Origin of the sequence: Rivularia sp. UHCC 0363, from assembly GCF_034931125.1 — a bacterium.
In the GTDB taxonomy this organism is placed as follows: domain Bacteria; phylum Cyanobacteriota; class Cyanobacteriia; order Cyanobacteriales; family Nostocaceae; genus Rivularia.
The window spans coordinates 1-25,847 of the sequence record NZ_JAYGHM010000092.1; the positions used below are offsets into that span (position 1 = coordinate 1).

The 25,847-nt window shown below is 37.2% G+C and carries 22 protein-coding genes; 12 read left to right on the forward strand and 10 right to left on the reverse strand.

All coding sequences use genetic code 11. The features are described from left to right. Positions 1 to 159 precede the first annotated feature (159 nt). From VB797_RS31675 to VB797_RS31685, 3 genes are all read right to left on the reverse strand, one after another. Positions 160 to 894: a PIG-L family deacetylase gene (locus VB797_RS31675; RefSeq protein WP_323241765.1), complete on the reverse strand. Its 735-nt coding sequence runs from the start codon at positions 892 to 894 to the stop codon at positions 160 to 162. Beyond that, positions 891 to 2,021 carry an acyl-CoA dehydrogenase family protein gene (locus VB797_RS31680; RefSeq protein WP_323241766.1) on the reverse strand — a complete coding sequence of 377 codons (1,131 nt, stop codon included), beginning with the start codon at positions 2,019 to 2,021 and terminating at the stop codon, positions 891 to 893. The genes VB797_RS31675 and VB797_RS31680 overlap by 4 nt, the downstream gene beginning before the upstream one ends. Positions 2,022 to 2,525: 504 nt before the next feature. Then, entirely contained in the window at positions 2,526 to 3,335 is an 810-nt protein-coding gene (locus tag VB797_RS31685) for an SDR family NAD(P)-dependent oxidoreductase (protein WP_323241767.1), read from the reverse strand. A gap of 232 nt (positions 3,336 to 3,567) precedes the next feature. Here VB797_RS31685 and lysS point away from each other — a divergent pair, with 232 nt between their 5' ends. Next, positions 3,568 to 4,725 carry a homocitrate synthase gene (lysS, locus tag VB797_RS31690; protein WP_323241768.1) on the forward strand — a complete coding sequence of 386 codons (1,158 nt, stop codon included), beginning with the start codon at positions 3,568 to 3,570 and terminating at the stop codon, positions 4,723 to 4,725. A 368-nt stretch (positions 4,726 to 5,093) separates the two neighbouring features. On the opposite strand, the gene VB797_RS31695 is transcribed toward lysS, so the two are convergent. After that, positions 5,094 to 6,803, reverse strand: a complete 1,710-nt coding sequence (locus VB797_RS31695) for an aconitase/3-isopropylmalate dehydratase large subunit family protein (RefSeq protein ID WP_323241769.1) — start codon at positions 6,801 to 6,803, stop codon at positions 5,094 to 5,096. 927 nt (positions 6,804 to 7,730) lie between these two features. On the opposite strand from VB797_RS31695, the gene VB797_RS31700 reads away from it, so the two are divergent. Together VB797_RS31700 and VB797_RS31705 are read left to right on the forward strand one after the other, a co-directional pair. Then, the gene (locus VB797_RS31700) at positions 7,731 to 9,065 is read left to right on the forward strand and encodes a serine/threonine-protein kinase (protein ID WP_323241770.1); all 1,335 of its coding nucleotides are present in this window, start codon (positions 7,731 to 7,733) and stop codon (positions 9,063 to 9,065) included. Positions 9,066 to 9,081: 16 nt separating this feature from the next. Next, positions 9,082 to 10,395 (forward strand): serine/threonine-protein kinase, encoded by a 1,314-nt coding sequence (locus VB797_RS31705; protein ID WP_323241771.1) that lies wholly within the window; start codon positions 9,082 to 9,084, stop codon positions 10,393 to 10,395. Positions 10,396 to 11,075: 680 nt separating this feature from the next. Here VB797_RS31705 and VB797_RS35095 read toward each other — a convergent pair. Then, positions 11,076 to 11,177: a hypothetical protein gene (locus tag VB797_RS35095; protein WP_416350962.1), complete on the reverse strand. Its 102-nt coding sequence runs from the start codon at positions 11,175 to 11,177 to the stop codon at positions 11,076 to 11,078. 284 nt (positions 11,178 to 11,461) lie between these two features. Between VB797_RS35095 and VB797_RS35100 the strand changes: the two genes are divergently transcribed. Further along, positions 11,462 to 12,067: an amidohydrolase family protein gene (locus VB797_RS35100; protein WP_416350963.1), complete on the forward strand. Its 606-nt coding sequence runs from the start codon at positions 11,462 to 11,464 to the stop codon at positions 12,065 to 12,067. Positions 12,068 to 12,088: 21 nt separating this feature from the next. Here VB797_RS35100 and VB797_RS31715 read toward each other — a convergent pair whose 3' ends face one another. From VB797_RS31715 to VB797_RS31725, 3 genes are all read right to left on the reverse strand, one after another. Further along, complete coding sequence (locus tag VB797_RS31715) at positions 12,089 to 13,462, reverse strand: Rieske 2Fe-2S domain-containing protein (RefSeq protein WP_323241773.1); 1,374 nt, start codon at positions 13,460 to 13,462, stop codon at positions 12,089 to 12,091. 187 nt (positions 13,463 to 13,649) lie between these two features. After that, positions 13,650 to 14,546: an NmrA family NAD(P)-binding protein gene (locus VB797_RS31720; RefSeq protein ID WP_323241774.1), complete on the reverse strand. Its 897-nt coding sequence runs from the start codon at positions 14,544 to 14,546 to the stop codon at positions 13,650 to 13,652. A gap of 50 nt (positions 14,547 to 14,596) precedes the next feature. Next, complete coding sequence (locus VB797_RS31725) at positions 14,597 to 15,214, reverse strand: glutathione S-transferase family protein (RefSeq protein WP_323241775.1); 618 nt, start codon at positions 15,212 to 15,214, stop codon at positions 14,597 to 14,599. 42 nt (positions 15,215 to 15,256) lie between these two features. Between VB797_RS31725 and VB797_RS31730 the strand changes: the two genes are divergently transcribed. The 7 genes from VB797_RS31730 (at position 15,257) to VB797_RS31760 (ending at position 23,478) form a co-directional block, all read left to right on the forward strand. Beyond that, complete coding sequence (locus VB797_RS31730) at positions 15,257 to 16,432, forward strand: FAD-dependent monooxygenase (protein ID WP_323241776.1); 1,176 nt, start codon at positions 15,257 to 15,259, stop codon at positions 16,430 to 16,432. A gap of 77 nt (positions 16,433 to 16,509) precedes the next feature. After that, on the forward strand, positions 16,510 to 17,583 hold the full coding sequence (locus VB797_RS31735; protein ID WP_323241777.1) for a nitrilase-related carbon-nitrogen hydrolase: 1,074 nt from the start codon (positions 16,510 to 16,512) through the stop codon (positions 17,581 to 17,583). A 184-nt stretch (positions 17,584 to 17,767) separates the two neighbouring features. Next, complete coding sequence (locus tag VB797_RS31740; RefSeq protein ID WP_323241778.1) at positions 17,768 to 19,183, forward strand: aldehyde dehydrogenase family protein; 1,416 nt, start codon at positions 17,768 to 17,770, stop codon at positions 19,181 to 19,183. A gap of 85 nt (positions 19,184 to 19,268) precedes the next feature. Next, positions 19,269 to 19,718: a DUF3598 family protein gene (locus VB797_RS31745; protein ID WP_323241779.1), complete on the forward strand. Its 450-nt coding sequence runs from the start codon at positions 19,269 to 19,271 to the stop codon at positions 19,716 to 19,718. 345 nt (positions 19,719 to 20,063) lie between these two features. Then, entirely contained in the window at positions 20,064 to 21,467 is a 1,404-nt protein-coding gene (hisS, locus tag VB797_RS31750) for a histidine--tRNA ligase (protein ID WP_323241780.1), read from the forward strand. A gap of 167 nt (positions 21,468 to 21,634) precedes the next feature. Beyond that, the gene (locus VB797_RS31755; RefSeq protein WP_323241781.1) at positions 21,635 to 22,453 is read left to right on the forward strand and encodes an alpha/beta hydrolase; all 819 of its coding nucleotides are present in this window, start codon (positions 21,635 to 21,637) and stop codon (positions 22,451 to 22,453) included. A gap of 23 nt (positions 22,454 to 22,476) precedes the next feature. Next, the gene (locus tag VB797_RS31760; RefSeq protein ID WP_323241782.1) at positions 22,477 to 23,478 is read left to right on the forward strand and encodes a zinc-binding dehydrogenase; all 1,002 of its coding nucleotides are present in this window, start codon (positions 22,477 to 22,479) and stop codon (positions 23,476 to 23,478) included. Positions 23,479 to 23,659: 181 nt separating this feature from the next. On the opposite strand, the gene VB797_RS31765 is transcribed toward VB797_RS31760, so the two are convergent. Beyond that, a complete protein-coding gene (locus tag VB797_RS31765; protein ID WP_323241783.1) occupies positions 23,660 to 24,433 on the reverse strand; it encodes a carbonic anhydrase in 774 nt (257 codons plus the stop codon). Positions 24,434 to 24,633: 200 nt separating this feature from the next. Between VB797_RS31765 and VB797_RS31770 the strand changes: the two genes are divergently transcribed. Then, entirely contained in the window at positions 24,634 to 25,032 is a 399-nt protein-coding gene (locus tag VB797_RS31770; RefSeq protein ID WP_323241784.1) for a nuclear transport factor 2 family protein, read from the forward strand. A 31-nt stretch (positions 25,033 to 25,063) separates the two neighbouring features. On the opposite strand, the gene VB797_RS31775 is transcribed toward VB797_RS31770, so the two are convergent. Next, complete coding sequence (locus VB797_RS31775) at positions 25,064 to 25,528, reverse strand: hypothetical protein (RefSeq protein WP_323241785.1); 465 nt, start codon at positions 25,526 to 25,528, stop codon at positions 25,064 to 25,066. Positions 25,529 to 25,847: the final 319 nt, after the last annotated feature.

Consider the following 25,847-nt stretch of genomic DNA (forward strand, 5'->3'; position numbering starts at 1 on the left):
GGGGGAGAGGGGGAGTTAAACAGCGAGCAAGATGCTCGCACTACTCATAACTCATAACTCATAACTCATAACTCATAACTCATAACTTCTACCTAATCCAAAATCCATTCACGAAGTGTGTCCGAAGGACATAATTCAAAATCTAAAATCAAATAACTTTTAACCTTTGACCTCTATATAAACTTCCCAAGGAAGAGCAAAATTAGCCAGCATTTGGGGAGAAAGACGAAATCCTTCGGGGTCATCATCGATTAAATCGGTGGTTTGAGAACGATAGGCTTGAATCGCAAGTGTCTTCAATTCCACGACTTGATTAATATCCAACCGCCAACAGTCTATTTGTACGGAATCTGGTATACTTTTACATTGTTCGGGGTCCCAATCCCAAATTGGATATTCGATGATGCGCGGCTCTAAAGATAAACATGATAAAGCTGTATTAATTAAATTCCAACTACCGCGATGGTCTGGATGGGGGTCATACCGCCAAGGTAAAAATATAGTTTGTGGTACTATTTCTGTTAACTGACGACAACAGGCGATAATAGCGTTTGTTTTGTGAGAATCATAGGTGGAAATTGAGCCATCTGGTAAACCGAGAAAATCGATATTTTTACTTTCTATTCCTAATAAAGATAAAGCCTCAATCGTTTCACTTTCGCGCAAAGCCTTTAATTGATCTGCGGGATATTTCCGAGAGCGGGGGTGTGAAAGCGTACCGTCACTCATCACCATTACGCGGACGTGGCAGTTGAGAGAACGTAATAAAGCGATCGCACCTCCACATCCTAAAGTCTCATCATCGGGATGCGGTGCAACCACAAGAACAGGACTTTGAGCAATATTGTCAATCGTCCGTAAGGGTAAAATGTCGGGATTAGTTAGCTGTTTCATTTCCACAGCGAATGTACAGATTCAGTTTTAGTTGCAGCGTATTCACCAGGATTTGCGATCGCAATATCAAAAGCAGGTTGACGCAGATACAAAGTTAAATCTCTGATTAAACGTTCCATCGGGTGAGGTGGTAATAAACCGCGAGTTCCTACACAACGCTCGCAAAGCTGCATGATATCGATGCAAATTTGTTCGATGGCAGCTCGCACCATGTTAGTATAGGCAACTAACTGGTCTGCTTGGGGATTTTTGACTGTTGCGTAATCCCCGAAAACTGGAGCATAAGCAGCGATTTTATCAGCTGCACCCTTTAACCAAAGATTGCCGCTTTCAATTGCGATCGCCATTTGACCTAAACGTTGTTTTTGATAAGCATCTTCAGTACGTTGCAAAAGCCGCAAAAACTCGCGAGTCGCATCAAATATAGCTTCTGCACCTCCCAACTGTACCGCAGCAAACCGAATCACCCCAGCGGTTAACCAAGGTTGACGGTAATAATCCCCCGCTTGAGCAATTAAATCATTTTGGGATAATTCCACCCCAGTAAAATCTATTTTAAAGCTCGCTGTAGCCTTCATTCCTGGCGGTTCCCACCAACTTTCATCAGTTACCGTAGAGACTTTCTCCATTGGAACTATACACATTTGCCAACCACCGTCAGGTAACACCCCATTCACAAAAGGACGTTCCACATAACCAGCACCAGAACAAAAAGTTTTTGCACCTTCAAGCCGATATCCGGTATCCACAGGAATAACCTTTACACCGTCGTTCGCTTCCGCATTCCAAACTCCAAAAACTTTACCCATACGAGCATCTTGAGCATATTTTTGAATTTGTTCTTCGCTACCCAAAGTTTGGATTAGCTGCAAAGCATTAACGTGTCCTTCATAAACTCTACCAACAGCTAAATTACCGCGTCCGATATGCTTGAGCAACATTAACGTTTCGGACATTACATCACTATTAAAGCCTGCACCCCATCCTCCAAAAGAAGCTTGTAGCGGTGCAGTCAATAAATCAGCTTCCCTAATTAACTCGAATTCCCGTTGAGCAAAAGCGCCATTTTTATCAATATTTGCAGCATTCGATTGACAAAAGTCAGCAATTGCGATCGCACTATCCATTGCTTGAGCAACCAGAAAATCTCGGCTTTTATTAATGATGTCCGATGATTGAGTAATGATAACCGCTTCCCCCGATAATAATTGTTATAAGTCCCATACTGTTTTATATATGGAAAATTGGTAGGCAAATGTATCTACCTATCGCGTGATTTTATATCTACCCGAAGAATATTTTAGATTTTGGATTGTGAAATAATTATTCTTGTAGGGTGTGTTAGACGCACGACTATTTCATATATACACGAAATTTTAATACGTCTAATGCACCATCCGGGATTAGTGCATGAACTCTGCACCATCTTAAATTGCTAGGCTGTTGATTTTTAACTAGTTCCCAGTCTCCGACTGGGAACTCCTGTGTGTGAGGCTCCGTATCAAGTATATTAAGAGGCAGAGCCTCTGGTCATGGGTTCCCAGCCGGAGGCTGGGAAACAGTTAAATGCATGAGCCAAAAACGAATAAATTCTATCAAAGTCAACAGCCTAGTCACACACCCTAAATTACCTATTTTTCCATTGATTCAAGAATAGGTTCTAGATGAGAAGAAATCATCAACGCACCACCATTAACTTGAATTACTTGACCGTTGACAAAACCGCTATAATCTGAAGCGAGATACAAACAAGCCTCTGCTATATCTTCACAAGTACCCAAATGACCTACGGGTATGAGCTTTCTTAAAAGTTCGTATTTAGCCTCTAAATTGGGGTAATCTTTCGCAATCCGAACGGTATCAATTGTACCGGGACTAATTCCATTTGCCGTGATTCCGTATTGTCCTAATTCTGTGGCCATCGCTCTTACTAAAGCATCCAAACCCCCTTTACAAGTAACGTTATGAGCGCGGTGGGATGCTCCAATTATTCCGTCAAAGCCAGAAATATGAATAATTCGCCCCCATCCTCTGGCTTTCATTCCCGCTACTGCTGCTTTAGCAAGATAAAATGCCGAATTTAAGTTGGTATTTATTACTTGATGCCAATCTTCAACCGAAATATCAAAGAAAGATTGTTTTCGTCTCAGTGAAACATTAGACACAATAATATCAACCGCACCAAATTTTTCAGTCGCAGTATCAACCATTTTTTGAACTGCAACGGGATCGCTGACATCAGCCATGACTGCAATTGCTTGAGCGCCTAAATCGCGAGCTTCTTGAGCAACTGTTTCAATCGCTTCTTGATTTCGATGACCATTAATGACAACATTGGCACCACATGACGCAAAAACTAACGCGATCGCTCTACCAATATTTTGACCCGAACCTGTCACTATAGTTGTTCTACCTTGCAGACTTTTATTGCGATCGATCATTACTTAATTTCACCTTTTTACAAGTATTTATAGCGAGACAATAAATAAGCTTGTACATTTTACTACTCGAATTGCTCATCTTGAAATAAAAATATTTAAACCAATATTAATTTCTGTAAAAACATTGAATTAGGTAAGAGAAGTAGTATAAGTAAGATTTATTTTCAAAAAAAGCGAATACCATGAAACTAAACTACTGTAAAATGAATCAAGCTGTTATGAAATATAGTCAATGCTATTTAGTAAGTTAGCGATTATTGACTCTACTTTGCGTGAAGGCGAACAATCTTGCTATGCTAACTTCTCTTCTGAAGATAAAATTGAAATAGCAAGAGAACTTGATGCCTTTGGAGTGGAATACATAGAAGTTACATCTCCATGTGCTTCCCCTCAATCATTTAAAGATTGTCAGGTTTTAGCTCAATTAGGCTTGCAAGCAAAAGTGTTAACCCACATTCGCTGTAATTTAGATGATGCTAAAAAAGCCTTAGATACGGGGGTTAATGGTATCAATATATTTATGGCAACCTCTCCACTTTTACGTAAATTTGGTCATGGTAAAGAAATTAACCAAGTAATTGATATTGCCAGTGAAGTTATTACCTTCATTCATCAACAAAGCCCTGAAACAGAACTGCGTTTTTCCACAGAAGATTCTTTCCGAAGTTCGTTTTCCGATTTGCTCAAAGTTTATCTTGCTATTGGAGAATTAGGAATAGTTAATCGTTTGGGAATTTCCGATACCGTTGGTGTTGCAACACCCGATAAAGTCTCTCAATTAGTACAGACTTTACGTCAATGTTTTGCTCAAGATATCGAGTTTCACGCTCATAATGATACCGGGTGCGCGATCGCAAATAGTTATGCAGCTTTTGAAGCCGGTGCGACCCATATTGATACAACAGTATTAGGAATTGGCGAACGAAATGGGATTACTCCTTTAGCTGGATTAATTGCTCGTTTATATACCCTCGATCCTGAAGCTTTACGTAATAAGTATAACCTCAAGAATCTGTTAAATTTACATCAAATTGTCGCCAATAAACTGGGAATCGAAATTCCCTTTAATCACTACATAGTTGGTGAATATGCCTTTACTCATAAAGCTGGAGTTCATACAAAAGCAATCCTGAATAACTCAAATACCTATGAACTAATTTCTCCTACAGATTTTGGCATCACCCGCTCCGTATTAATCAACCATAAACTAACAGGAACTCATGCAATTACTAATCGCGTGAATCAACTCGGACTCAACTTAGATTCAACTCAAATTAAGTTAGTTACACAGAAAATTAAAGTATTAGCAGAACAGCAAAACTTGAGCTTAGAAAAAGTAGATGAAATTCTATTGTCTTACAACGGAAGTTCTCAAAGCGGTAGTTGTTAGTTATTAAATCAAAAATATGTTTATATACATTATTTATATTTTTCCAATTATATCTGTGAAAGGTACCTCAATCGCGTTTACAAGACAATATCTCTTTAACTCTTTTCTCTGCCTTGAAAAGTTGTTCATGGAGGAGACCCCCAAGACCACACTTTTCTCTGCGCCCTCTGCGTCTCTGCGGTTTTTTAATCAGTAATCTTGTAACGGAATAAGAGTAGTTATTAAATCAAATTATATCTAGATGTTAAAAGTATTTTATATAACTCTAAAAATCATAATTAAGTATTTATATAGAGAAAAAACCGGGATTATATAAATTAGCTTTGTCAAAATTGCAACTGGAATGATATTTGAATCATATTTTAAAATTATTCTAATCTATCTGTAATTTTCCCCCTAACAGCCGAAATCGCAACCACCCGTGGGGAAGCAAGATAATGTTTCGCGGTTGGATCGCCGCTGCGTCCTTTAAAATTACGATTAGTAGCGTATATTCCGGTTTCTTGTGCGCGTAAACCACCTTTCCCAGCATTAATACAAGCACCGCAACCCGATTTTAATAGTTGTACTCCAGCGTCTGCAAATATCTTGAAATAACCCAATTCTTCCGCTTTTTGCTTCACTTCCACAGAAGCGGGAACTACAAACATATCTACTCCATCCGCAACCCGACGATTTTTTAATACTTCGGCAGCTTGGGCTAAATCAAACAATTTTCCGCCAGTACAAGAACCAATAAAAGCACGGGTAATGGGAATTTCTTCTAATTCACCGACAGCTACAACATTGTCAGGCTTCGGAGGACAAGCGATTTGAGGCTGTAAGTTACTTAAGTCAATTTGATAAACTTGCTCGTATTCGGCATCGCGATCGCTACTTACTTCCTCAAAATCATCTTGAGTGCGACTTTTGACATATTCCCTAGTAATTTCATCTACTGACATCAAACCGCATACCGCACCACATTCCACCGTCATATTTGCCAACGTCATCCTTTCTTCCATCGGTAAATTATCGATGATACTACCGCGAAATTCCATGACTTTCCCCGTAGCGCGATCGCAACCGATTTGTCCGAGAATATATAAAATAATGTCTTTAGCGCTGATATATTCGGGTAATGTTCCTTCTAAAATAAATAGTAAAGTTGGTGGTACTTGAATCCAAATATCACCCATTGCAAAAGCATTAGCCATATCAGTATGTCCGACCCCGGTAGAAAAGCAGCCAAAAGCCCCGTAGGTGCAAGTATGAGAATCAGTTCCCGCTATTACCATACCCGGTTTAATAAAACCTTTTGCGGGTAAAATTACATGACAAATACCCGCAGCTTCTCCCGGTGAAACGATATCTAATAAATGACAATTTTGTTGTTGGGAAAACTGCACCATATCTTGATATAAAATATTCGCTTTCGAGTCTTCCCGCACTTCATTTGTTTGGATAAAATGATCGGCAACCAAAACAACACGGTTGGAATCCCAAACTTTAGCATCTTCACCAAAATGTTTGTGAAAAAGTCTTGCTACAGGAGCAGCAGAAGCATCATGAGACATTGCTAAATCTATTTTTGCAAAAACCGTTTCTCCCGGTTCTACATAATCATTATTACTCGCTTTAGCTAACAGCTTTTCTGCCATTGTCATCGGGCGTTTTTGGGTAGAACTTTGAGGAATTACAATTTCACCACTTTGGCGTTTTTGATTAAAATTAATTAAACCGTGATGATGATTAATTGCTGTGACAACAGAATCAGTATTTGGTTTATCAATAACTTCTAAAGTCAAACCAATATTGATACTATTGCGATAAAATATTCCGGCAAAAGAGCGAGCGCGAACCTTTTTAATACCCGCTCCCTTGATAGCAACAGGTGCGTGTTCTCGACTCGAACCGCAGCCAAAATTACGTCCCGCTTCGATGATTTCGTATTCTAAAAGTTTATCTTGCCCAATTAAATATTCAAAAGCGTAATGCTTTAAATGCTCGGGGTCTGTAGTTGTACAGTGGTTGAATGGAATAATATCATCGGTGTTGATATCGTCTCCGAGATGTAGGGTTTTTGGTTGGGAATTCATGATAATTAATTGAATCAGTAAACAGTTATAGCAGTTTGATTTAAGTACAATATATACTGAACCTCACCCCTTCCCCTCTCCTTGGTAAGGAGAGGGGTAAAGAATGGTAATTACCCCGACAATGATGGATTACGCAATGCAGTACCTTCCCCTCTCCTTGGTAAGGAGAAAGGTGCCGAAGGCGGGGTGAGGTATAATTTATGTATCGCACTCAACGGATAATTTTTTTCACAGAATCTGTAAATACTGACGATATAAATCGCAACTCAACATGACATTATCTCCTTGCAATTTTACTAAATTCATCCAGCAATCGTATTCATTGATAATCAGATATAGCTGGGCATTTTTGTAGGGTGCTGTGACGGCTAAAATAATTTATCGAGCATAACGAAATAATAAGACGGATGCCGTCACGCACCATTATCAATCAATTGGTGCGTGACGGTAAATTCAAATTCCTTCGTTACTTTGATAAATTGTCGTAACCGTCACAGCACCCTACAAAGTTCACCTGGCGGTTGAAACCGCTGCTACACAAGCAAAACCCACCTCCGTGGGTTATAATATTTTAGTCCAGGTCGCTGGACAATGAGCGGTTTAGTAGCACTTGGTGCCGGATACTTTTAAAACTTCTTCTAATAAGACTCATATCTAATATCCGAAATTAAGTGCTGAAAAGGTTAAATAGGATTGATCGCAATAAAGTCAGGACTTACGTTAGCGGAGCGTGACGCGGTAGCGTCATTATTGTCACAGATGGATGGTGCGTGACGCTATAAGTCTTATTACTACGTTCAAATTAATTCATCGCCGTCTTTGAAGCCACTTAAACTCAAAACCTGCTGCTTGTAGTCGAGATAACGTGCAAATTGTTAAATTATAAAAGAACAAATTGTTAATGTACCCCTTAACTAACGGAGTACGATGTTACAAGCGCAAGAAATATTACTAGAACGGTATCAACTTCAAAAAGTGCTGGGTAAAAGTGCGATTCGTCAAACTTGGTTGGCACGAGATTTGACAAATGAAGAGCAAGTTGTTGTTAAATTATTGACAGCTAATGACCAATTACAGTGGCATGATATACAGCTTTTTGAACGGGAAGCAAAGGTACTGCAACAACTAAACCATCTCCGCATTCCTCAATATTACGATGATTTTGTTCTAAAGGGCGACATTGTATATTTTGCTTTGGTTCAGGAATACATCCCAGCAAAATCTATAAAAGAATTGCTTGCTTCTGGAACAACTTTTAGTGAAACTGAGGTCAGAGGAATTGCGATCGCAGTTTTGAAAATCTTGATTTATCTTCACAAACTCAACCCTCCTGTTTTGCATCGTGATATCAAACCCAGCAATTTATTATTAGACCGATCAAGAAATCAAAATCAAATTTACTTAGTTGACTTTGGTGCTGTTCAAGACCGTGTTGCAGCAGAAGGAGCTACATTTACAGTGGTTGGGACTTACGGATATGCACCTCTAGAACAGTTTGGGGGACGAGCAACACCTGCATCCGATCTCTACGCATTGGGAGCGACTTTGATCAATTTAGCGACTAATATTTCACCAGCAGATTTGCCACAGTTTGATTCGAGGATGCAATTTTCTCATCTTGTCAAATTCAACCCTGGCTTTATTCGCTGGTTGCAGCAAATGACTGAACCTAATTTAGAATACCGCTTTCACACAGCAACGGAGGCATTGAAAGCACTGGAAACAAACGAACTAGCAACAAAGAATTTAACAACAAATAATATAGATAACCAGATTTTCGATCCTTCTATATTATCCATAAGGAAATCATTAGAGAAATTAGAAATTTATATTCCTACCGATGAAAGTCCAATGAAATTGGTATTTGGAGGAGGTGCATTACTTCTATGGATACTTTTTATTCTAACTTCTGGTGGTACGGCAAGTACTTGGATAGGTTGGCTATTCTTTTTATTAGGTGCTGCGATCGCCGCTTGGTTGACATTACCTGGTTTTGTAGAAAATGATGTTTTTATTGATAATAAAAATTTTGAAATTAGGTGGAAGTTATTTGGTATAAGGTTCAGAAAACAGCGTGGCAATGCATTAGAAATAGAGAAAGCTTATATTTCTAAAACTGGAGGTATAGGTCATAAAAAAGTACTGGAAATAATTCTGGCTGTCGGTATTAATGAATATTCATTTGGTCGATTAAAGTCAGGTTTAACAAAAGAAGAAAGTCAACACATAGCTTCAGAAATTAGAAATTGGTTAGGAATTTAGTTTAACCGAGGCAAAAATGTTAGAACCAGGACAATTACTCGATAATCGCTATCAATTACAAAAAAAATTAGGACAAAATAGTAGTCGTCAAACTTGGTTAGCGACATCATTATCGCAACAACAGGTAATTTTAAAACTACTAACTTTAAGTCCTGAAGTACAGTGGGAAGAACATAAACTATTTGAACGCGAAGGTCAAGTATTAAAAAATCTCAACCATCCCCACATTCCCAAATATCAAGATTATTTTATTCTTGACAATTTACCAGGTTCAAGATTTCCTTGGTTTATATTAGTACAAAGCTATATTGATGGTGTATCTTTGCAAGAATTACTCAACCAAGGACAGCGATTTTCAGAATCGCAAGTCGAAAATATTGCAGTTGAGATATTAAATATTTTAGTTTATTTGCATTCACTAGAACCCCCTGTATTACATCGCGATATTAAACCGAGTAATTTGATCTTAGGAAAAGATCAACAAGTTTATTTAGTCGATTTTGGTGCAGTACAAGATAAAGCAGTCAGCGAAGGTAGCACTTTTACTGTAGCAGGAACTTACGGTTATGTACCGATGGAACAATTTGCAGGACGTACACAAAGAGCATCCGATTTATATGCATTAGGAGCAACGTTAATTCATTTGATAACAGGAACTAATCCTGCCGATCTACCGCATCAAAATTCTCGAATTGAATTTGCTAATCTTGTTAGTATTGATTTGGGATTAGTTAATTGGATTGGTAAACTTACCGAACCAAATATTAATGATAGAATTAGCACCGCAAGCGATGCGATTACCGCTCTTGAAAATAAATATACTTTGAGTCCGGCTATTACAAAACATAAACCAAAGGGTAGCAAAATCCAACTAAACAAAACAGCTAGCTATCTTGAAATTAAAATTCCTAGACGCGGAATTAAATCATTACGTTTTTTATATTTGATTGGTTTCACTGTAGCTTTTTTACCTCAATTGATAAATATCATAATTAATAGTTATAGAGTTTGGAATTTTAAAATTATTATTTTATTGTCGCTGTTTTTCGGAATGTCAACATTCTTATTATTATTATTCGGACATACAGATTTATATTTTGACCGCGACAATTTTAAAGTAAAATGGAAATTATTTGGATTTTGTTTTTGGCGAACAAGCGGTCAAAATAAAAATATTCGAGAGATTGCCCAAGAGAATAAAAAAGTAGCTTCAGCACCTATGGGTGTAACTATTGAATTAATTAATAACAAGAAAATTACTACTAGCTCTTTATCAACTATAGAACGTTATTGGTTGATAAATGAAATAGCAGATTGGTTAAAGTTTTAAGTTAAAAATAAATTTTAAGTATTATTTCGATGGAAAGTATATAGCGGTTTTCATTTGGGTAGAATACAGATCCGAACCTCACCCCCTTCCCCTCTCCTTGGTAAGGAGAGGGGTGCCGGAGGCGGGGTGAGGTAAAATTTTTGTATTTTATTCAACCGAAAACCGCTATATTTTTCCAATATCCTCTTAATCCAAAATCGAAATGTCCGATCCCAGACTCGATAAAGTTATCAAAAATGTCCGCGTAGTCAGTCCAAATCAACAAACTATTCAAAAGCTAGATATTGGCATCAAAAACGGTAAATTCAACTGTATCTCACCCGAAATCAAGCCGGAAGAAACACAAGAAATATTCGACGCTAAAAACCTACTCGGATTCCCCGGTATAGTCGATGCTCATATGCACGTCGGTATCTATCAACCTTTATCCCAAGATGCTGTCAGCGAAAGTAAAGCGGCTGCGATGGGAGGAGTTACCAGCAGTTTAAATTACATTAGGACAGGGCAATATTACTTAAACAAAGGCGGCTCTTATCAAGACTTTTTCCCGGAAGTTTTAAAGTTATCCCTAGGTAATTTCTTTGTCGATTACGGGTTTCACATTGCACCGATCGCAAAGCAACATATTGACGAAATACCAATGCTGTTTGAAAAGTATGGTGTTTGTTCGTTCAAAATTTTTATGTTCTACGGTGGTTACGGTTTGCACGGTTTATCGGAACAGCAAAACCTGTTTTTAATGATAAATAAGGAGGAACGTTACGATTTTGCTCACTTTGAATTTATCATGCGGGGTTTAACTGAATTAATCGCCAAACATCCGCAAGCAAAAGATACTATTAGTTTGAGTTTACATTGCGAAGTCGCCGAAATTCTTAACGCTTACACCAAAATAGTCCAGCAAGATTCTACTTTAACAGGTTTACGCGCCTACAGTGCCGCACGTCCACCTCATTCCGAAGGTTTAGCGATTTGCATTGCTTCCTATTTAGCTCACGAAACCAACTGTGTAAACATCAATTTACTGCATTTAAGCTCCCGAAAAGCGATGGAAGCAGCTTTAACAATGCAAGGGGCTTTTCCCCACATCAATTTTCGTCGGGAAGTCACGGTAGGACATTTGTTGTTAGATGTAGACACCCCCAACGGTACCTGGGCAAAAGTCAACCCGCCCATTCGTCCCCGCGAAGATGTAGAATACCTTTGGCAAGCAGTGTTAAACCGTCAAGTTGATTGGATAGTCAGCGACCATGCTTGTTGTGCTGCGGAATTTAAAAGAGATATTAAACAACCAAATAATATTTGGCTGGCAAAGTCGGGTTTTGGTGGTACTGAATACCTGCTATCAGGTGTTTTTACTGAAGGCAGCAAACGGGGGATGTCTTACAACCATATGGCTGAATTGCTTTGTTGGAATCCCGCACAGAGATTTGGATTACGAGAAAAGGGTGATATTGCAGTTGGTTACGATGCAGACTTGGTATTATTTGACCCTAGCGAAAGTTTTATTGTAAATGCTGCTAATTCCGAATCCCAGCAAGGTTATACACCTTTTGCGGGAATGGAGTTAACTGGAAAGGTGAAAAGTACTTTTTTACGTGGGGATTTGATTTACGATAAGGGTGAGATTTTGGGTAATGCAAAGGGAAGGTATCTAAGAGTTAAAGGTTAGAGGTTAGGAGTTGGGAGTTAATTAATACAGTTTGACAACGGGTAATCCTCTATTGGGAATACTGCTAATAAAGCGTTCTCGAATTGAGTTTAATTTATAGGAGCAAATTAAACTCAAGATACCAAGTAAAACAGGTATCAAAACAATTTTTAGCGGTAAATTAATTATGATTAACAACAATCCTAAAATTGCCAATACTGCTGTAAAATTTAGGCAATAATCTTTGAATTGATCGATAAAAGCTAAAGATTGCCGACAGCTAGGACAATGTTTTGTATGTCTGTTCCATATATCGTATAGTTGTTCATCATTTAATTCTTGAAAAGGTGATTCTTTTACTCCCAGCCATTCAGGTTTTCCTCCAGCGAATTCATCTAACCATTTCCGAAAAGTCACAATACCAACGTCAGCTAATGAAGGCATAAAATATGACTTTTGCCAAGTTTTATCGTCGCTGGATTCGTTCACAGCTTGGGAGTGCATCATAGATAAATCTTGGTTGCCTAACTTATAGTTAGATGAGTGTTTTAAACCAGTTTGTAAATATTTTGGTAATCGTTCAAACCAAAAGTTACTTTTTTGTGGGAAAGCATCAGAAATCGACTTGCCAATATATCTACAATAACCTGGTTTTATGGGAATAAAATACAATTGAAATAAAATAAATTTACCGTTAGAATATTTGTAACTTGTTGTATTGCTACAGGGTGGAGTAAACTTCCGCGTAGCATCCATATCTTTATTAAAGATATTGTAACCAGAATGCTTTAAGGTAAAACCATCTTCGGCAGATATTTCCCCAAATACTTCAAAGTTTTGCATTGGAATAGCTTTTTGTGGAGAAAATCCCGCAATTCCTTCATGCAAAAATTGGGCGTGAGAAGGATCAAAAGTACTTTCAACAGAAACAGTATAACCAACAGGAACTTCTAGCATAAACCAATCTGTTGAGGTATCGAGGTTAGATTCTGGCATAACTACTGGTTGCTTTAATTTGCATTCTTCAAAAGCTGTTGAACTATTATCCAACCATACCCAAAGTAATTCTTGTAGCACTTGCGTCGGATATGTCTTTACTTGCGATTTTTCGCTATCACAAGCAGTTTTTAAAGCTTTTTCATCACTCAGCATGGGAATATTTGTACATTTTCCAGCCTCATCAAAACACCAACCATGATGACGACATACTAGATTCCCATTTTCATTAATACTTCCTAAAGATAGCTGCGCCAACTTATGGGGACAACTATCATCCATTACTACCCATTTTTGATGTTTGTGCCAAATGACCAGCTTTTTTCCAAGCAAAGTAATTGGGGTAGGGTGTTCTAATTCTAAATAGCTTATAGGAATCACTGGATACCATTGTTTAGTCCAAGAAAAGTTAGTCATCATTAAATTCACTCTTTGTATTTAACTGAAAGTTCTAAGGCTATAAAAATGAGGTGTAATTAAGGATTATTAATCACTCAATCTTCATATCTGATTTTTAATATTGAGTTTTCTATGGATGCTATTGGTGAATTAAATCTTAATTTTAATAAGATTGAAAAACTCTTTTTTTTCAAGTCATTGATTCTTGTCAACTGTTGATTTCATAACTCAATTCTGCATTTTCCCAATCGGTTTCTTGTAAAAACTCATCAAAAGTTGTCAGCAATCCGGGAAATTCTGCTCTTAAATGGTTGACATCGGCTTGATAACCTTGATTTCTATAAAATTGAATGATGTTGTAAAGTTCTTTTTGTAAAAATAATAGAAATATCCAGGGAGGAACTTCTTTGTGAACAACTTCGCTCCCCTGAGCTTGGGAAAATGCGATCGCCATTTGTTGGGGAGTAAGTACATCACCCGCGAGTTCGATTTCTTTACCGATATATTTGTCGGGATGTTTGATGACATAAGCAGCAACCCTTCCCATATCTTTGGTGGTAATTAAATGCAAGGGTTTATCGGGTTGAATAGAAAATCGAAAAGTACCTTTAAGAATACCGGGACGAGTATATTTCTTCCAAAATTCTTCCATGAATAAACAAGCACGTAACATGGTTGCGGGTAAACTAGCTTCTTTAATAATTTTTTCTATGTGAGCTTTTTGCTGGATATGACTAACTTTAGTATTGCGATCGACTCCCCCAGCAGAGTTATAGACAAAGTGTTTAATTTCAGCTTTTTTGGCAATTTTTATCACAGATTTCGCTCTTTCAATCTCTTCAGGTTGGGGTTTAACGGTATCGGATGCGGTAGCGTGACAATAAACCGCTTCAACATTTACAAAAGCTGCTTCTAACGAATTTTCATCATCGAGATTTGCTTCAACTAATTCAATTCCTGCATCATTAATTAGTTGTAAAATTGGACGATTTAAATCGATTTTGCGAGTTATAGCGCGTAAATTGGTTAATCCTTGTTCGAGAAAACCTTTAACTACATTTCCACCAGTACCACCTGTAACTCCGATGAGTAGAATTTTATTCATATTATGTATAAAAATTAAATATCATCGATGAATTTTACTCAAATGTTAACTTAATTTAATGGCATTGGAACAGTTGATTTTACAGACTCACGCTGGTGTAATTCATTAAACCACTTTCCGACATGAGGATACTCTAAAAGCCAGTCTTCATTTAAGCGAAAGCTATAGTAACCAAAGGAACATAATGCTGATATATCTGCTGCTGTCCATGTATCATTACCTAATAGGTATTTAGTTTGGGCTAATTGTTGTTCAAAAAATCTTGAAAGACGATTAATTGAAGTTTCCAATTTGGTTCGAGAACGAGTTGAAGCTAAATTATTTGTTAAATTTAGTATCCATAAGTTGATAATACTATCACCTAAATTATCTGCTAATTCTTCCCATTTACGACAATCAAGTCTTTCGCGATCGCTGCTAGGATAAAAACTAGGTTGTGGATAAGTTCGATCTAGATATTCTGCAATTAATGTAGAATCCCAAATTACCGTACCATCTTCTTCGACAAACACAGGTACTTTACCAATGGGAGAAATTTCGAGAAATTCAGTAGGTTTATTCATCAAATTAACTTCTTTTAATTCGCAATCTAAATTTTTCTCCGTTAATAAAATACGAATTTTCCGAGAAAAGTTTGATTGTTGGTGATAATACAATATTCTATTCATCAGAATATCTCCAATTTATTTACTCTTACAAAGATTATACTTATGCTGGAACAAAAAACAATTCAAAATGCAATTGTCATTGGTGCTGGAATTGGTGGTTTAACAACTGCTCTAGCTCTACGTAAACAAGGTTTTGATGTACAAGTGTATGAAAAAGCTCAACAATTATTACCAGTCGGTGCGGGTTTAACGCTTTTTCCCAATGGATTAAATACTTTAGAAACAATTGCTCCGGGGATTGTTCAACTTCTGATCGATGCAGGTAGTCCAACTCATCAAGTTAATATAAAAAAAAGTTCGGGGGAAACCGTTTTTCAAAAACAACAACAATTATTAGAAAACTACGGACAGCCAATGTTAAATATCCGTTGGTCGCTATTACAAGAAATATTAGCTGCTTTTTTACCATCGGATATTATTCATCTTAATCATCGCTGTGTAGACTTTAACCAAGATGAAAATAGCGTTCAAGTAAACTTTGCCAATGGCAAAACAATATATACCGACCTGTTAATTGGCTGTGACGGCATCAATTCTGCTGTGAGAGAAAATCTGATCAAAGATGGTTTACCTCGCTACGCTGGACGTTTATCTTGGCGTGCTGTCATCGAATACAATCACGAATTATTACCACCAAATGAAGTATTTATCATCACATCTAATACAGGTAAAATTTTTACAATTATTGACGTTGGTGGGGGTTATATATTTTGGAGTGCGGCAATGTTATCAGAAGATGATGCTTTGTCTCCAAGAGAGGAAGTGAAATCTCGTGTTTTACAAGAATATTCTGGATGGACTGAACCTGTAGAAGCGATTATCCAAGCAACACCACTTGAAAAAATTGTCGAAAGACCAATTTGCGATCGCCCTCCATTAAAAAGCTGGAGTCAAGGTAGGGCAACACTTTTGGGTGATGCTGCTCATCCGATGATTCCATCTTTGGGACAAGGAGCGAATACGGCTTTTGAAGATGCGTGGGAGCTTGCAAGCTATCTTTCTGATTGCGATAATCTAGAAGTTGCTTTAAATAAATACGATCAAAGTAGAGTTGAAAGAACCCAAATTATTCAAGCTCGTAGCGCGATTCAAGGTAGTCGTTCCTATGCAGCTGATAGCGATAAGTTTTTAAGTAAAGCCATGCAGCAAACACAAATTAGTCAGTCGGATTTTGAAGATTGGCTTTATCAATACAACCCCGATGTGTTTTTATCTTAATTAAATCTTGTTATTAAACCCAATGTCTGCTCAAATAACAGCAGTATTGATAATTATATGAGTTAGATAAAATCGGCATGGCACCCAAACCTGACTTAACAGAATCATTTATTGCCTTAGCGCTGCAAGTTACTTGTCATGCAGTTAACCGCGCTACAACCCGTCAAGAAGCCAGTGAATTGATGCTTGAGACCATCAAACGCTTAAGCGAACAAATCGCCGCTAGCATCGCTTTTATCGGTGCCGATTGTCGTTTAATCTTGTTACCGGAATATTTCCTTACCGGCTTTCCTCTAGGAGAATCAATTGATGAATGGGCGGAAAAAGCTTGTTTGTCAATGCAAGGTATAGAATACGAGGCATTAAGTAAAATTGCTCAGAGACATAGTATATTTCTTTGTGGGAATGCTTATGAATTAGACCCCAATTTCCCCGGATTATACTTTCAAACTTGTTTTATTATTGACCCCACCGGCTCAATCGTATTACGCTATCGGCGCTTAAACTCAATGTTCGCACCTACACCCCACGATGTTTGGGATAAATATCTTGATATTTACGGTTTAGAAGGAGTTTTCCCCGTAGCTAAAACAGAAATCGGTAATTTAGCAGCAGTCGCATCCGATGAAATTTTATTCCCCGAAGTCGCACGATGTTTAACGATGCGGGGAGCCGAGATAATTTTACATCCCACATCAGAAGTGTATGGTAAAGAACTCGCTCCCAAACAAGCCGCGAAAATATCTCGCGCCGTCGAAAACATGGTTTACGTAGTTTCAGCAAACACCGCCGGAATCGTAAATACCCCCATACCTGCCGCCTCCGTTGATGGAGGTTCCAAAATCATCGACTATCGCGGTATAGTGCTGACAGAAACGGGTGCAGGTGAAAGCATGGCAGCCTTCGCCGAAATTGATTTAGCAGCCTTGCGTCGTTATCGCAAACGTCCGGGGTTAAATAACTTACTAGCGCGGCAGAGATTTGAACTTTACGCAGAAACTTACGCGCAAACAAAATTATATCCACCTAATACCATGTTAGAAGGCGAAATAGAACGCAAACATTTTATTAAAACTCAACAGGAAGTTATTGAAAAAATGGGAATAGGGAATGGGGAATGGGGAATGGGGAACGGTAACATAATTAATTAGTAATTATATAAATAATGCAGGCTTAAGTACTAGGACTTACGTATTGACAGAAAATACAGTTGTATGTGATGTGTATGAGGAAAGCCACACCCATCGTAGGGGTTTAGCAGTGCTAAACCCCTACTTGTAATCCAAAATCCAAAACAAAAGCATCCGTTGTTAAAATCTAAAATCCAAAATTGTAATGTCCAAACCAATCGAAATCCGCAACCCCCGCACGGGAAAATACGATTACTTAATTATACCGCCGCCGGAGAAGCTTCTAATACAGCAATGCAATCGTTTACGGAGGGCGCAACAAAGTTGGTTTGATTTGGGTTTAGATGGACGAATTGATGCTTTATTGCAGTGGAAAGAAGCTATTAATTCGATACGGGATAAATTGACGGAAGCTTTGGTAATTGATACGGGTAGACTATCGGTTTCTGAGTTAGAAATTGACTCATTTATTTCAAGTATTAATAGATGGTGTCGCTTGGGTTCAAAGTTGTTAAAAGATACGGAAAAAGGAACTTCAATTCCGTTTATTAACTTGCAACAAACGGCTGTACCTTATGCTTTAGTGGGGGTTATCAGTCCTTGGAATTTCCCTTTATTATTATCTACAATTGATACAATTCCTGCTTTACTCGCGGGTTGTGCGGTAATTGTGAAACCCAGTGAAATTACCCCGCGATTTATGACACCTTTAATGAATGCAGTTAGTGCAGTCCCGCAATTGCGAGATATATTAAGTTTTATTGAAGGAGATGGTAAAACGGGGGCGACTTTAGTAGAGAATGTAGATTTGGTATGCTTTACAGGCAGTGTAGAGACAGGACAGCAAGTTGCGATCGCAGCAGCCCAACGTTTTATTCCAGCGTTCTTAGAATTGGGAGGAAAAGACCCAGCTATTGTTTTGGAATCGGCAAATATAGAGTTAGCAACTTCTGCTATATTATGGGGTTCTGTAGTTAATAGCGGACAATCATGTTTATCAATAGAAAGAATTTATGTAGCTAAACCAATTTTTGAAGAGTTTTATCATAAAATTGTAGCCAAAGCACACAAATTAAACCTTGCTTATCCAACATTAGAAAGTGGAGAAATTGGACCGATTATTTCTGAAAAGCAAGCCGCAATTATCAACCAACATTTACAAGATGCAGTCGCAAAAGGAGCGGTAATTCACTGTGGTGGTGAAGTGGAACAAATCGGTGGTGGTTGGTGGTGTCACCCTACAGTTATCACCGAGGTGAATCATGATATGAAGGTAATGAATGAAGAAACATTTGGTCCAATAATGCCAATAATGTCTTTTACTACAGTAGAAGAAGCTATAGAATTAGCTAACGATACTTATTATGGATTGAGTGCTGCGGTATTTTCCGAATCGATAGATGAAGCCTTACAAATAGCCCGTCAAATTGATGCAGGTGCTATTAGTATTAACGATGCAGGTTTAACAGCCATGATGCACGAAGCTGAAAAAAATGCGTTCAAATTTTCCGGTTTAGGAGGTTCTCGCATGGGTACATCAGCATTAACAAGATTTATGCGGAAAAAAGCATTTTTGATTAAGACTAATGATAATTATGACCCTTGGTGGTTTAATCAATGAATTGGTAATTGGTAATAAAGAAGATAACTCTTAAATCTTAATTCCTAACTCCTAACTCCTAACTCTTAACTCCTAACTCTTAATTATGTCTATTATTAAACAAGAAATGCCCGTACTTTTTCGTCATCAAGGAGATTGGAAGGGTACTTATACAGTAGTTGATAGTGAAGGAAAGATTATTGATAAGCATGAATCGCATTTAACCTGTGAGTTTCCCGATGGGGATTATTCTTATAACCAAATTAATCGCTATACTTGGGCAGACGGGAAACACGAAGAACATCAATTTCCGGGAATTTATCAAGATAAAAAGCTGATATTTGATACTGAGAGAATTACAGGTAAAGCTTGGGAAGTTGATGATTCAACGATTATTTTATCTTTTGCTTATAAAGGAATACCGAATGCTTATTTATATGAAATGATTAATATTAGCCCATGTAATAACCATCGTTTTCGTACTTGGCATTGGTTTAAAGATAATCGAGTATTTAAACGTACTTTGATTCAAGAACAAAGAATGGAAAATTGGTAATTGGTAATTGGTAATTGGTAATCGGAATATATTTAATATTGTAAGCTGATGTGCAGCTAAGTTGTATAACGTGAAAACGCTAAAACATTGTAGTGCGGTAGCGGCAAGCGTTGCGTACCATAGGTATTGTGTGTCCGTAAGGATATGCATCTTGCGATCTTGTATTATATAAATTAAATGCGTAACAACTTACTGGCAGGATGCCTACTTTCCTATATATTTCGCTTTTATATAAATTAGAAAGCAAGATACCCGCAGCACAGGTATATGTCTTACCAATTACCAATTCCCAATTCCCAATTCCCAATTACCAATTACCAATGCTCTAATAATTAATAATTAATTATGTCTAAATCTGAAAAAATAAATTATTCAAATCCCAGCGGCTTTACTGAATTTTTACCCGGTGAAAAGCGCTTAGAGTCTTATTTAATTGATACTATCCGTAAAGTATATGAAAGTTACGGATTTACACCGATTGAAACTCCTGCTGTAGAACGTTTAGAAGTTTTACAAGCTAAGGGAAATCAAGGTGATAATATTATCTATGGTATTAGTCCGATTTTACCGCCGAATAAGCAAGCTGAGAAAGAAGAATCAGGTAGAAATAAATCTGATGATAATAATTCTGAATCTAGAGCATTAAAGTTTGACCAAACTGTTCCTCTAGCGGCTTATATTGCCCGGAATTTAAATAATTTGACTTTTCCCTTTGCGCGTTATCAAATGGATGTGGTATTTCGCGGAGAAAGAGCAAAAGATGGACGTTTCCGCCAGTTTCGTCAGTGCGATATTGATGTTATTGCTCGTCGAGAATTGAGTTTGCTTTATGATGCTCAAATGCCTGCAATTATCTCGGAAATATTTGAAGCGATTAATATTGGTGATTTCTTAATTCGGATAAATAACCGCAAGGTATTAACAGGTTTCTTTCAGTCGGTTGGTGTTAGTGAAGATAAAATAAAAACTTGTGTGGGGATAATTGATAATTTAGAGAAAGTTGGCGAAGCTAAGGTAAAAAAGGAATTAGAAAAAGAAGATATTTCCGCTGAACAAACTGATAAAATTATTGAATTTGTTAACATTAAGGGTTCGGTTGATGAGGTTTTGAGCAAACTGAGCCATCTTACTGAAAGTATACCAGAAGCCGAACATTTTAAATTAGGTGTAAATGAATTAGAAACTGTTATTTCAGGAGTTCGTGATTTAGGAGTTGCTGATAACCGTTACTGTATCGATCTATCAATTGCTCGCGGTTTAGATTACTATACCGGCACCGTTTACGAAACAAGTTTATTAGGACATGAAGCTTTAGGAAGTATTTGTTCGGGTGGTAGATATGAAGAGTTGGTGGGGACATTTTTAGGCGAAAAAATGCCCGGAGTGGGAATTTCTATCGGTTTAACTCGGTTGATGAGTCGGTTATTAAAAGCCGATATTTTAAAAGCATTACCCGCAACACCAGCCCAGGTAATGGTAGTGAATTTACAAACTGAATTGATGCCACTTTATTTAAAGATATCTCAACAATTGCGTCAAGCAGGAGTTAACGTAATTACTAGTTTTGATAAACGCGGTTTAGGTAAACAGTTTCAGTTAGCTGATAAACAAGGAATTCAATTTTGTGTAATCATTGGTACTGATGAAGCCGCAGCAGGAAAATCTAGTTTAAAGGATTTGAAATCTGGGGAACAAATAGAAGTTTCGCTGGATAAATTAGCAGAAGAAATTAAGCAGAGATTGAATTAAAATTTCAAATCTCCTCGTTCCTATGCTCTGCGTAGGAATGCTTTTCTAGAGGCTCTGCCTCCTCACTCAATTATACTAAAGGCAGAGCCTTTGTTAATGCATTCCCAGGCTGGAGCCTGGGAACGAGAAAAGAAAAAACTAAAACTCAAAAATAATTGGTATATCTCATGAGTAAAAAAATTAAAAGAGCATTTTTAGACACCGAAGATGGACAAATTCATTACCGAATTGGTGGTGAAGGAGAAGTACTTTTGTTACTACATATGAATCCTCGCAGCAGTGATGAGTATCGGGAATTAATCCCACTTTTAATTGAAAAATATCGAGTGGTTGCAATGGATTTTCTCGGATTTGGTGATTCCGATAAACCATCAAGAATGTATTCAGTTCAAGACTATGCTAAAACCGTTATTGCTTTATTAGATGAGTTGGGTATTGAACAAGTAAATTTATTAGGAAACCATACTGGTGCTTTTGTTGGTGGAGAAGTCACAGCTTCTTATCCAGAAAGAGTAAAAAAACTAATTTTGGGTAACGTTGCAGGTTTTGGAGAACATGGAAAAGCTGACTTGATGCGGAGATTTGATGAAGGGTTCCAAATCAAAGAAGATGGTTCGCATTTAATGGAAAGATGGCTAGCTCGGAAAAGATATATTGGTTCTGCTGAGTTAAATCATCGTTGGGTTTTGGATGATTTAAAATGTTTTGGTCATCCTTTATATGCGGTTTGGGCTGTGGGAAATTACTGTTTGGATGCACCAGAAAGATTTAAAAATATCAAATGTCCAACTTTAATAGTTTGGGGTATTGATGATATGGAAGAATTTGAAAAATTGGGTTTAGCTTTAGTTAAAGATAGGTTATTTCTTTCTCAAGCTATTCCTCAAGGTAAAGTTGTAGAATTTTCTGATGGAACAATCTGCATGATGAACCAAATACCTGAAAAAATAGCAAAGGCTGTTTTAGAATTTTTAGATGAGGAATAAAATAAATATCCAAATTAAACAATATGAATTCCCATTACAAAAAAATCATCCTCAAACAGTTTGCTAAAGACTTTAAATCAGCAATTGAAATTATAAAACTCCCTATACCCAAACCCGCACCTAACGAAATACTAATTCGTAACAAACACGCTGGAATCAACGCCGGTTTTGATACCTTAGCTTGTCGCAATAAAATACCCTATGTTAACTTAAATCTTCCTTTTGATTTAGGTGTAGAAGCGGTGGGAGAAGTAATAGAAATTGGAGAAAATATCACAGATTTACAAGTAGGTGACGCTGTTGTAACTACCGCACGGGGAGGTTATTGTGAATATCGTACAATTGATGCCAAACTTGCAGTAAAAGTACACGATACAATACCGGAAATATTAACATTAATGCCTACTGGTGTATCGGCTTTAATCGCTTTAGAACAAGTCGGAGAAATCAAAAGTAATGAAGTTGTATTAGTTACAGCAGCGGCAGGTGGTACGGGACATATTGCGGTACAATTAGCGAAGTTAGCGGGTAATTACGTTATCGGTACTTGTGGAAGCGAAGCAAAGGCAGAATTATTAAAAAAATTGGGTTGCGATCGCGTTATTAATTACCAAGAAGAAGATATAAATAAAGTTCTCAAACAAGAATATCCCCAAGGAATTAACCTTGTTTTTGAATGCGTCGGAAAGCAGCTTTTTGATACTTGCGTCGATAATTTAGCCATCCGAGGACGTTTAGTAGTAGTAGGTAGCATTTCCGAATATGCTCAAAATCCCGAACAAATAGTACAACCCCGTATCTACCATAAACTAATGTGGAAAGCAGCATCAGTACGCGGATTTCTCAACCCTTTATATGCAGAATATATCGAAGCAGCACAAAATAAACTATTAAATTTGTTTTACTCTAATAAAATTAAAGTAGCCGTTGATTCAACCCAATTCAACGGTATAGAATCCATCCCCGCAGCAGTTGAACACTTACTTAATGGTAAGAATTGCGGTAAAGTCGTCGTCGAATTTTAGATTTTAAATTACCCTTGTAGAACTTATAAGTAGGTCAGCGTTAAAAATCACAGTTATGAAAAGGGAATAGGGAGTAGGGAGTAGGGAATAGGATTTGATACCAGTTTACATTCCGTTACGTAGTTGGTTCTATTTGTGCCGACTTACTTAAATTTAATTGATAATTGATAATTAATGAACTTTATTCTAACAAGAACCTCCGCTCAATCTGCTGTACTGGTCTAGCATTCATCGGAAATACTTTAGCAAACTTCTGTAGTTGCTGAATCGATATTCCTACAGGTTGCTTTAAAACAATCCAGTTTACCGTTTCCGAACAAGGTGGTGTAGTTAAAGAACCGAAGTAACGATAATAATCCTTGTCTTTTGGTAGCAAGTCAGAAGCATTAATATTTATATTAGATATGGTTTTTTCATTACTTTTGTGCATCGGTATTTCTGACCAAATTTTCTGTAAAGTAGGGTTTTCCTGACCTTCTTTAAGAAAGATACCAACTACAGCTAACGAACCTTTTTTACTTTTATGAACTAAGTGCAATTCCATCGGTAATGCTTTTCCCTCAACTTGATGTTCGCTGGGATTATGGAAGTGAAATTGCAGTAACTCATAAACTTCATCATCAAGGGTTAAGATGCTTCCCGGTCGATAGTTTACCTGGATAGTATGACCGTTATTAATAATCCGCAGAGGAGCATTTTGATAGCTAATTTTTAGCTCCGGTAAATCCGCATCAACCGCTGATTCAAGATTAACTGGAGATTGACTTGTACCTGACTGACAAGCATAGAAATCTTCAGATAGATTACCCCAGTTATCGGGTCCTTTATCACCGATGTAACCCCAAGCTTTACCCTTTTCTTTGGAAGCTGATATTAATGTACAGCCAATTAAAGAACTTGCTGCGAATCCAATACTTGCTATTAAACCCTTTGTTAGTAATTGCCTTCTATCCATAAGACTTGATTATAACCAACTCCAATAATGCGCTTACCCTACTATCTTTAGTAAATTTTCAAAATTGATTTTTTGTTGTTTTTAGTTTACTTCTAAGTTAAATTTTTTGTAGTTCACTTTACAAATTATCTTATTTTAGCTCAAAATATTTTCATTAAGGATGCAATATATATTGTTACAAAAGGTTACAAAAAAATTAGGTGAGCCAAACTTCAGAAAACACATTAAAAGTTGCACATCAAGGGTTTAAATACTTTACACATGGTTTAGCAACAGGAGAATGGAACGATTTTTTAGAGATACTCACAGAAGACTTTAACTTTTGGTTTCCTCAAGGAAAATATCATGGTTTAAATGTTGGTAAACAGCAAGCAAAAGAATTTTTTCAATACGTTTCTCAAGCCTTTAATACGGGACTTACAATAACTTCTCTAGAAAGAGTTACCAGTAATGAAACAACAGTTGTATTTGAATTCTGCGATGAAGGAAATTTAATGGGAGAACCTTATAAAAACAGAGTTGCAGTATCCTTTGATGTCCGTGAAGACAAAATTTGTGGATATCGGGAATATTTTGGTAGTAATGGAAAATCGAATTAAATCAATTACCAATTACCAATTACCAATTACCTTAATTATTTTCAATATTTGGTTGATTTAGTTCCTGACATTTAGCTACTGCGGATTCGTAGGCTGATAAATACTCTTTACCACCTAACATTACATCTCCATAATATTCATAAGGTGCATTACCATAAATTGGCAATGGGTCATCTTCGGGATAATCTTCTTTTGATTCTTCCAGGATTGCTTTAAGTTTTTTTCTGGTGTAAGTTTGTGCTGTAAAATACCACATTTCTGGCGATTCTGAGGCTAAATGCGGTAAATTTGGGTCGATTATTCGCGAATCTAGCTCTATCCAAGCGTGTTCAAAAAGTTCATAAGGTTTACGTTTGATCGCCAAAAAACCTTGAGCATAAACCGCACCCTCAGTAACTAATAACGCTTGATAAGCATTTTCAAAAGGTTTACCAGCTTTACTTTTTATCTGAGCGGCAATTTCTTGCGAACCAGCTTCATCCAGTATCTTATCCATTAGTGGCAAGGATAAAAGCAGAAACTACACTAAATAGTTTACCGCTTCTTGGTTAATAATATTCAAGATTGCCCCGAAATTATTTAGAATCCAATTTATCTGGTACCAAATTCTGTAAACGATTGTGTCTGCGATTATCCTTGTAGCAGGTTACTATACAAAGACTGAAATTGCGATCGCAATCTTTTCGGAAATACCAATTATCTTACTAAAACAAAGCTGTATAATAAGTTAGTTCGCCTATAGGTGTTTTATACTTTTGGGCATCATTACGATTTATGAATATAAGGTAAGGGATTAAAAACAATAACGAGATATT

Bases quoted from the DNA above. Each gene is read 5' to 3' on its own strand.
- VB797_RS31675 (WP_323241765.1), bottom strand. From the start codon at position 894: ATGAAACAGCTAACTAATCCCGACATTTTACCCTTACGGACGATTGAC.
- VB797_RS31680 (WP_323241766.1), bottom strand. From the start codon at position 2,021: ATGGATAGTGCGATCGCAATTGCTGACTTTTGTCAATCGAATGCTGCA.
- VB797_RS31685 (WP_323241767.1), bottom strand. From the start codon at position 3,335: ATGATCGATCGCAATAAAAGTCTGCAAGGTAGAACAACTATAGTGACA.
- lysS (WP_323241768.1), top strand. From the start codon at position 3,568: ATGCTATTTAGTAAGTTAGCGATTATTGACTCTACTTTGCGTGAAGGC.
- VB797_RS31695 (WP_323241769.1), bottom strand. From the start codon at position 6,803: ATGAATTCCCAACCAAAAACCCTACATCTCGGAGACGATATCAACACC.
- VB797_RS31700 (WP_323241770.1), top strand. From the start codon at position 7,731: ATGTTACAAGCGCAAGAAATATTACTAGAACGGTATCAACTTCAAAAA.
- VB797_RS31705 (WP_323241771.1), top strand. From the start codon at position 9,082: ATGTTAGAACCAGGACAATTACTCGATAATCGCTATCAATTACAAAAA.
- VB797_RS35100 (WP_416350963.1), top strand. From the start codon at position 11,462: ATGCAAGGGGCTTTTCCCCACATCAATTTTCGTCGGGAAGTCACGGTA.
- VB797_RS31715 (WP_323241773.1), bottom strand. From the start codon at position 13,462: ATGATGACTAACTTTTCTTGGACTAAACAATGGTATCCAGTGATTCCT.
- VB797_RS31720 (WP_323241774.1), bottom strand. From the start codon at position 14,546: ATGAATAAAATTCTACTCATCGGAGTTACAGGTGGTACTGGTGGAAAT.
- VB797_RS31725 (WP_323241775.1), bottom strand. From the start codon at position 15,214: ATGAATAGAATATTGTATTATCACCAACAATCAAACTTTTCTCGGAAA.
- VB797_RS31730 (WP_323241776.1), top strand. From the start codon at position 15,257: ATGCTGGAACAAAAAACAATTCAAAATGCAATTGTCATTGGTGCTGGA.
- VB797_RS31735 (WP_323241777.1), top strand. From the start codon at position 16,510: ATGGCACCCAAACCTGACTTAACAGAATCATTTATTGCCTTAGCGCTG.
- VB797_RS31740 (WP_323241778.1), top strand. From the start codon at position 17,768: ATGTCCAAACCAATCGAAATCCGCAACCCCCGCACGGGAAAATACGAT.
- VB797_RS31745 (WP_323241779.1), top strand. From the start codon at position 19,269: ATGTCTATTATTAAACAAGAAATGCCCGTACTTTTTCGTCATCAAGGA.
- hisS (WP_323241780.1), top strand. From the start codon at position 20,064: ATGTCTAAATCTGAAAAAATAAATTATTCAAATCCCAGCGGCTTTACT.
- VB797_RS31755 (WP_323241781.1), top strand. From the start codon at position 21,635: ATGAGTAAAAAAATTAAAAGAGCATTTTTAGACACCGAAGATGGACAA.
- VB797_RS31760 (WP_323241782.1), top strand. From the start codon at position 22,477: ATGAATTCCCATTACAAAAAAATCATCCTCAAACAGTTTGCTAAAGAC.
- VB797_RS31765 (WP_323241783.1), bottom strand. From the start codon at position 24,433: ATGGATAGAAGGCAATTACTAACAAAGGGTTTAATAGCAAGTATTGGA.
- VB797_RS31775 (WP_323241785.1), bottom strand. From the start codon at position 25,528: ATGGATAAGATACTGGATGAAGCTGGTTCGCAAGAAATTGCCGCTCAG.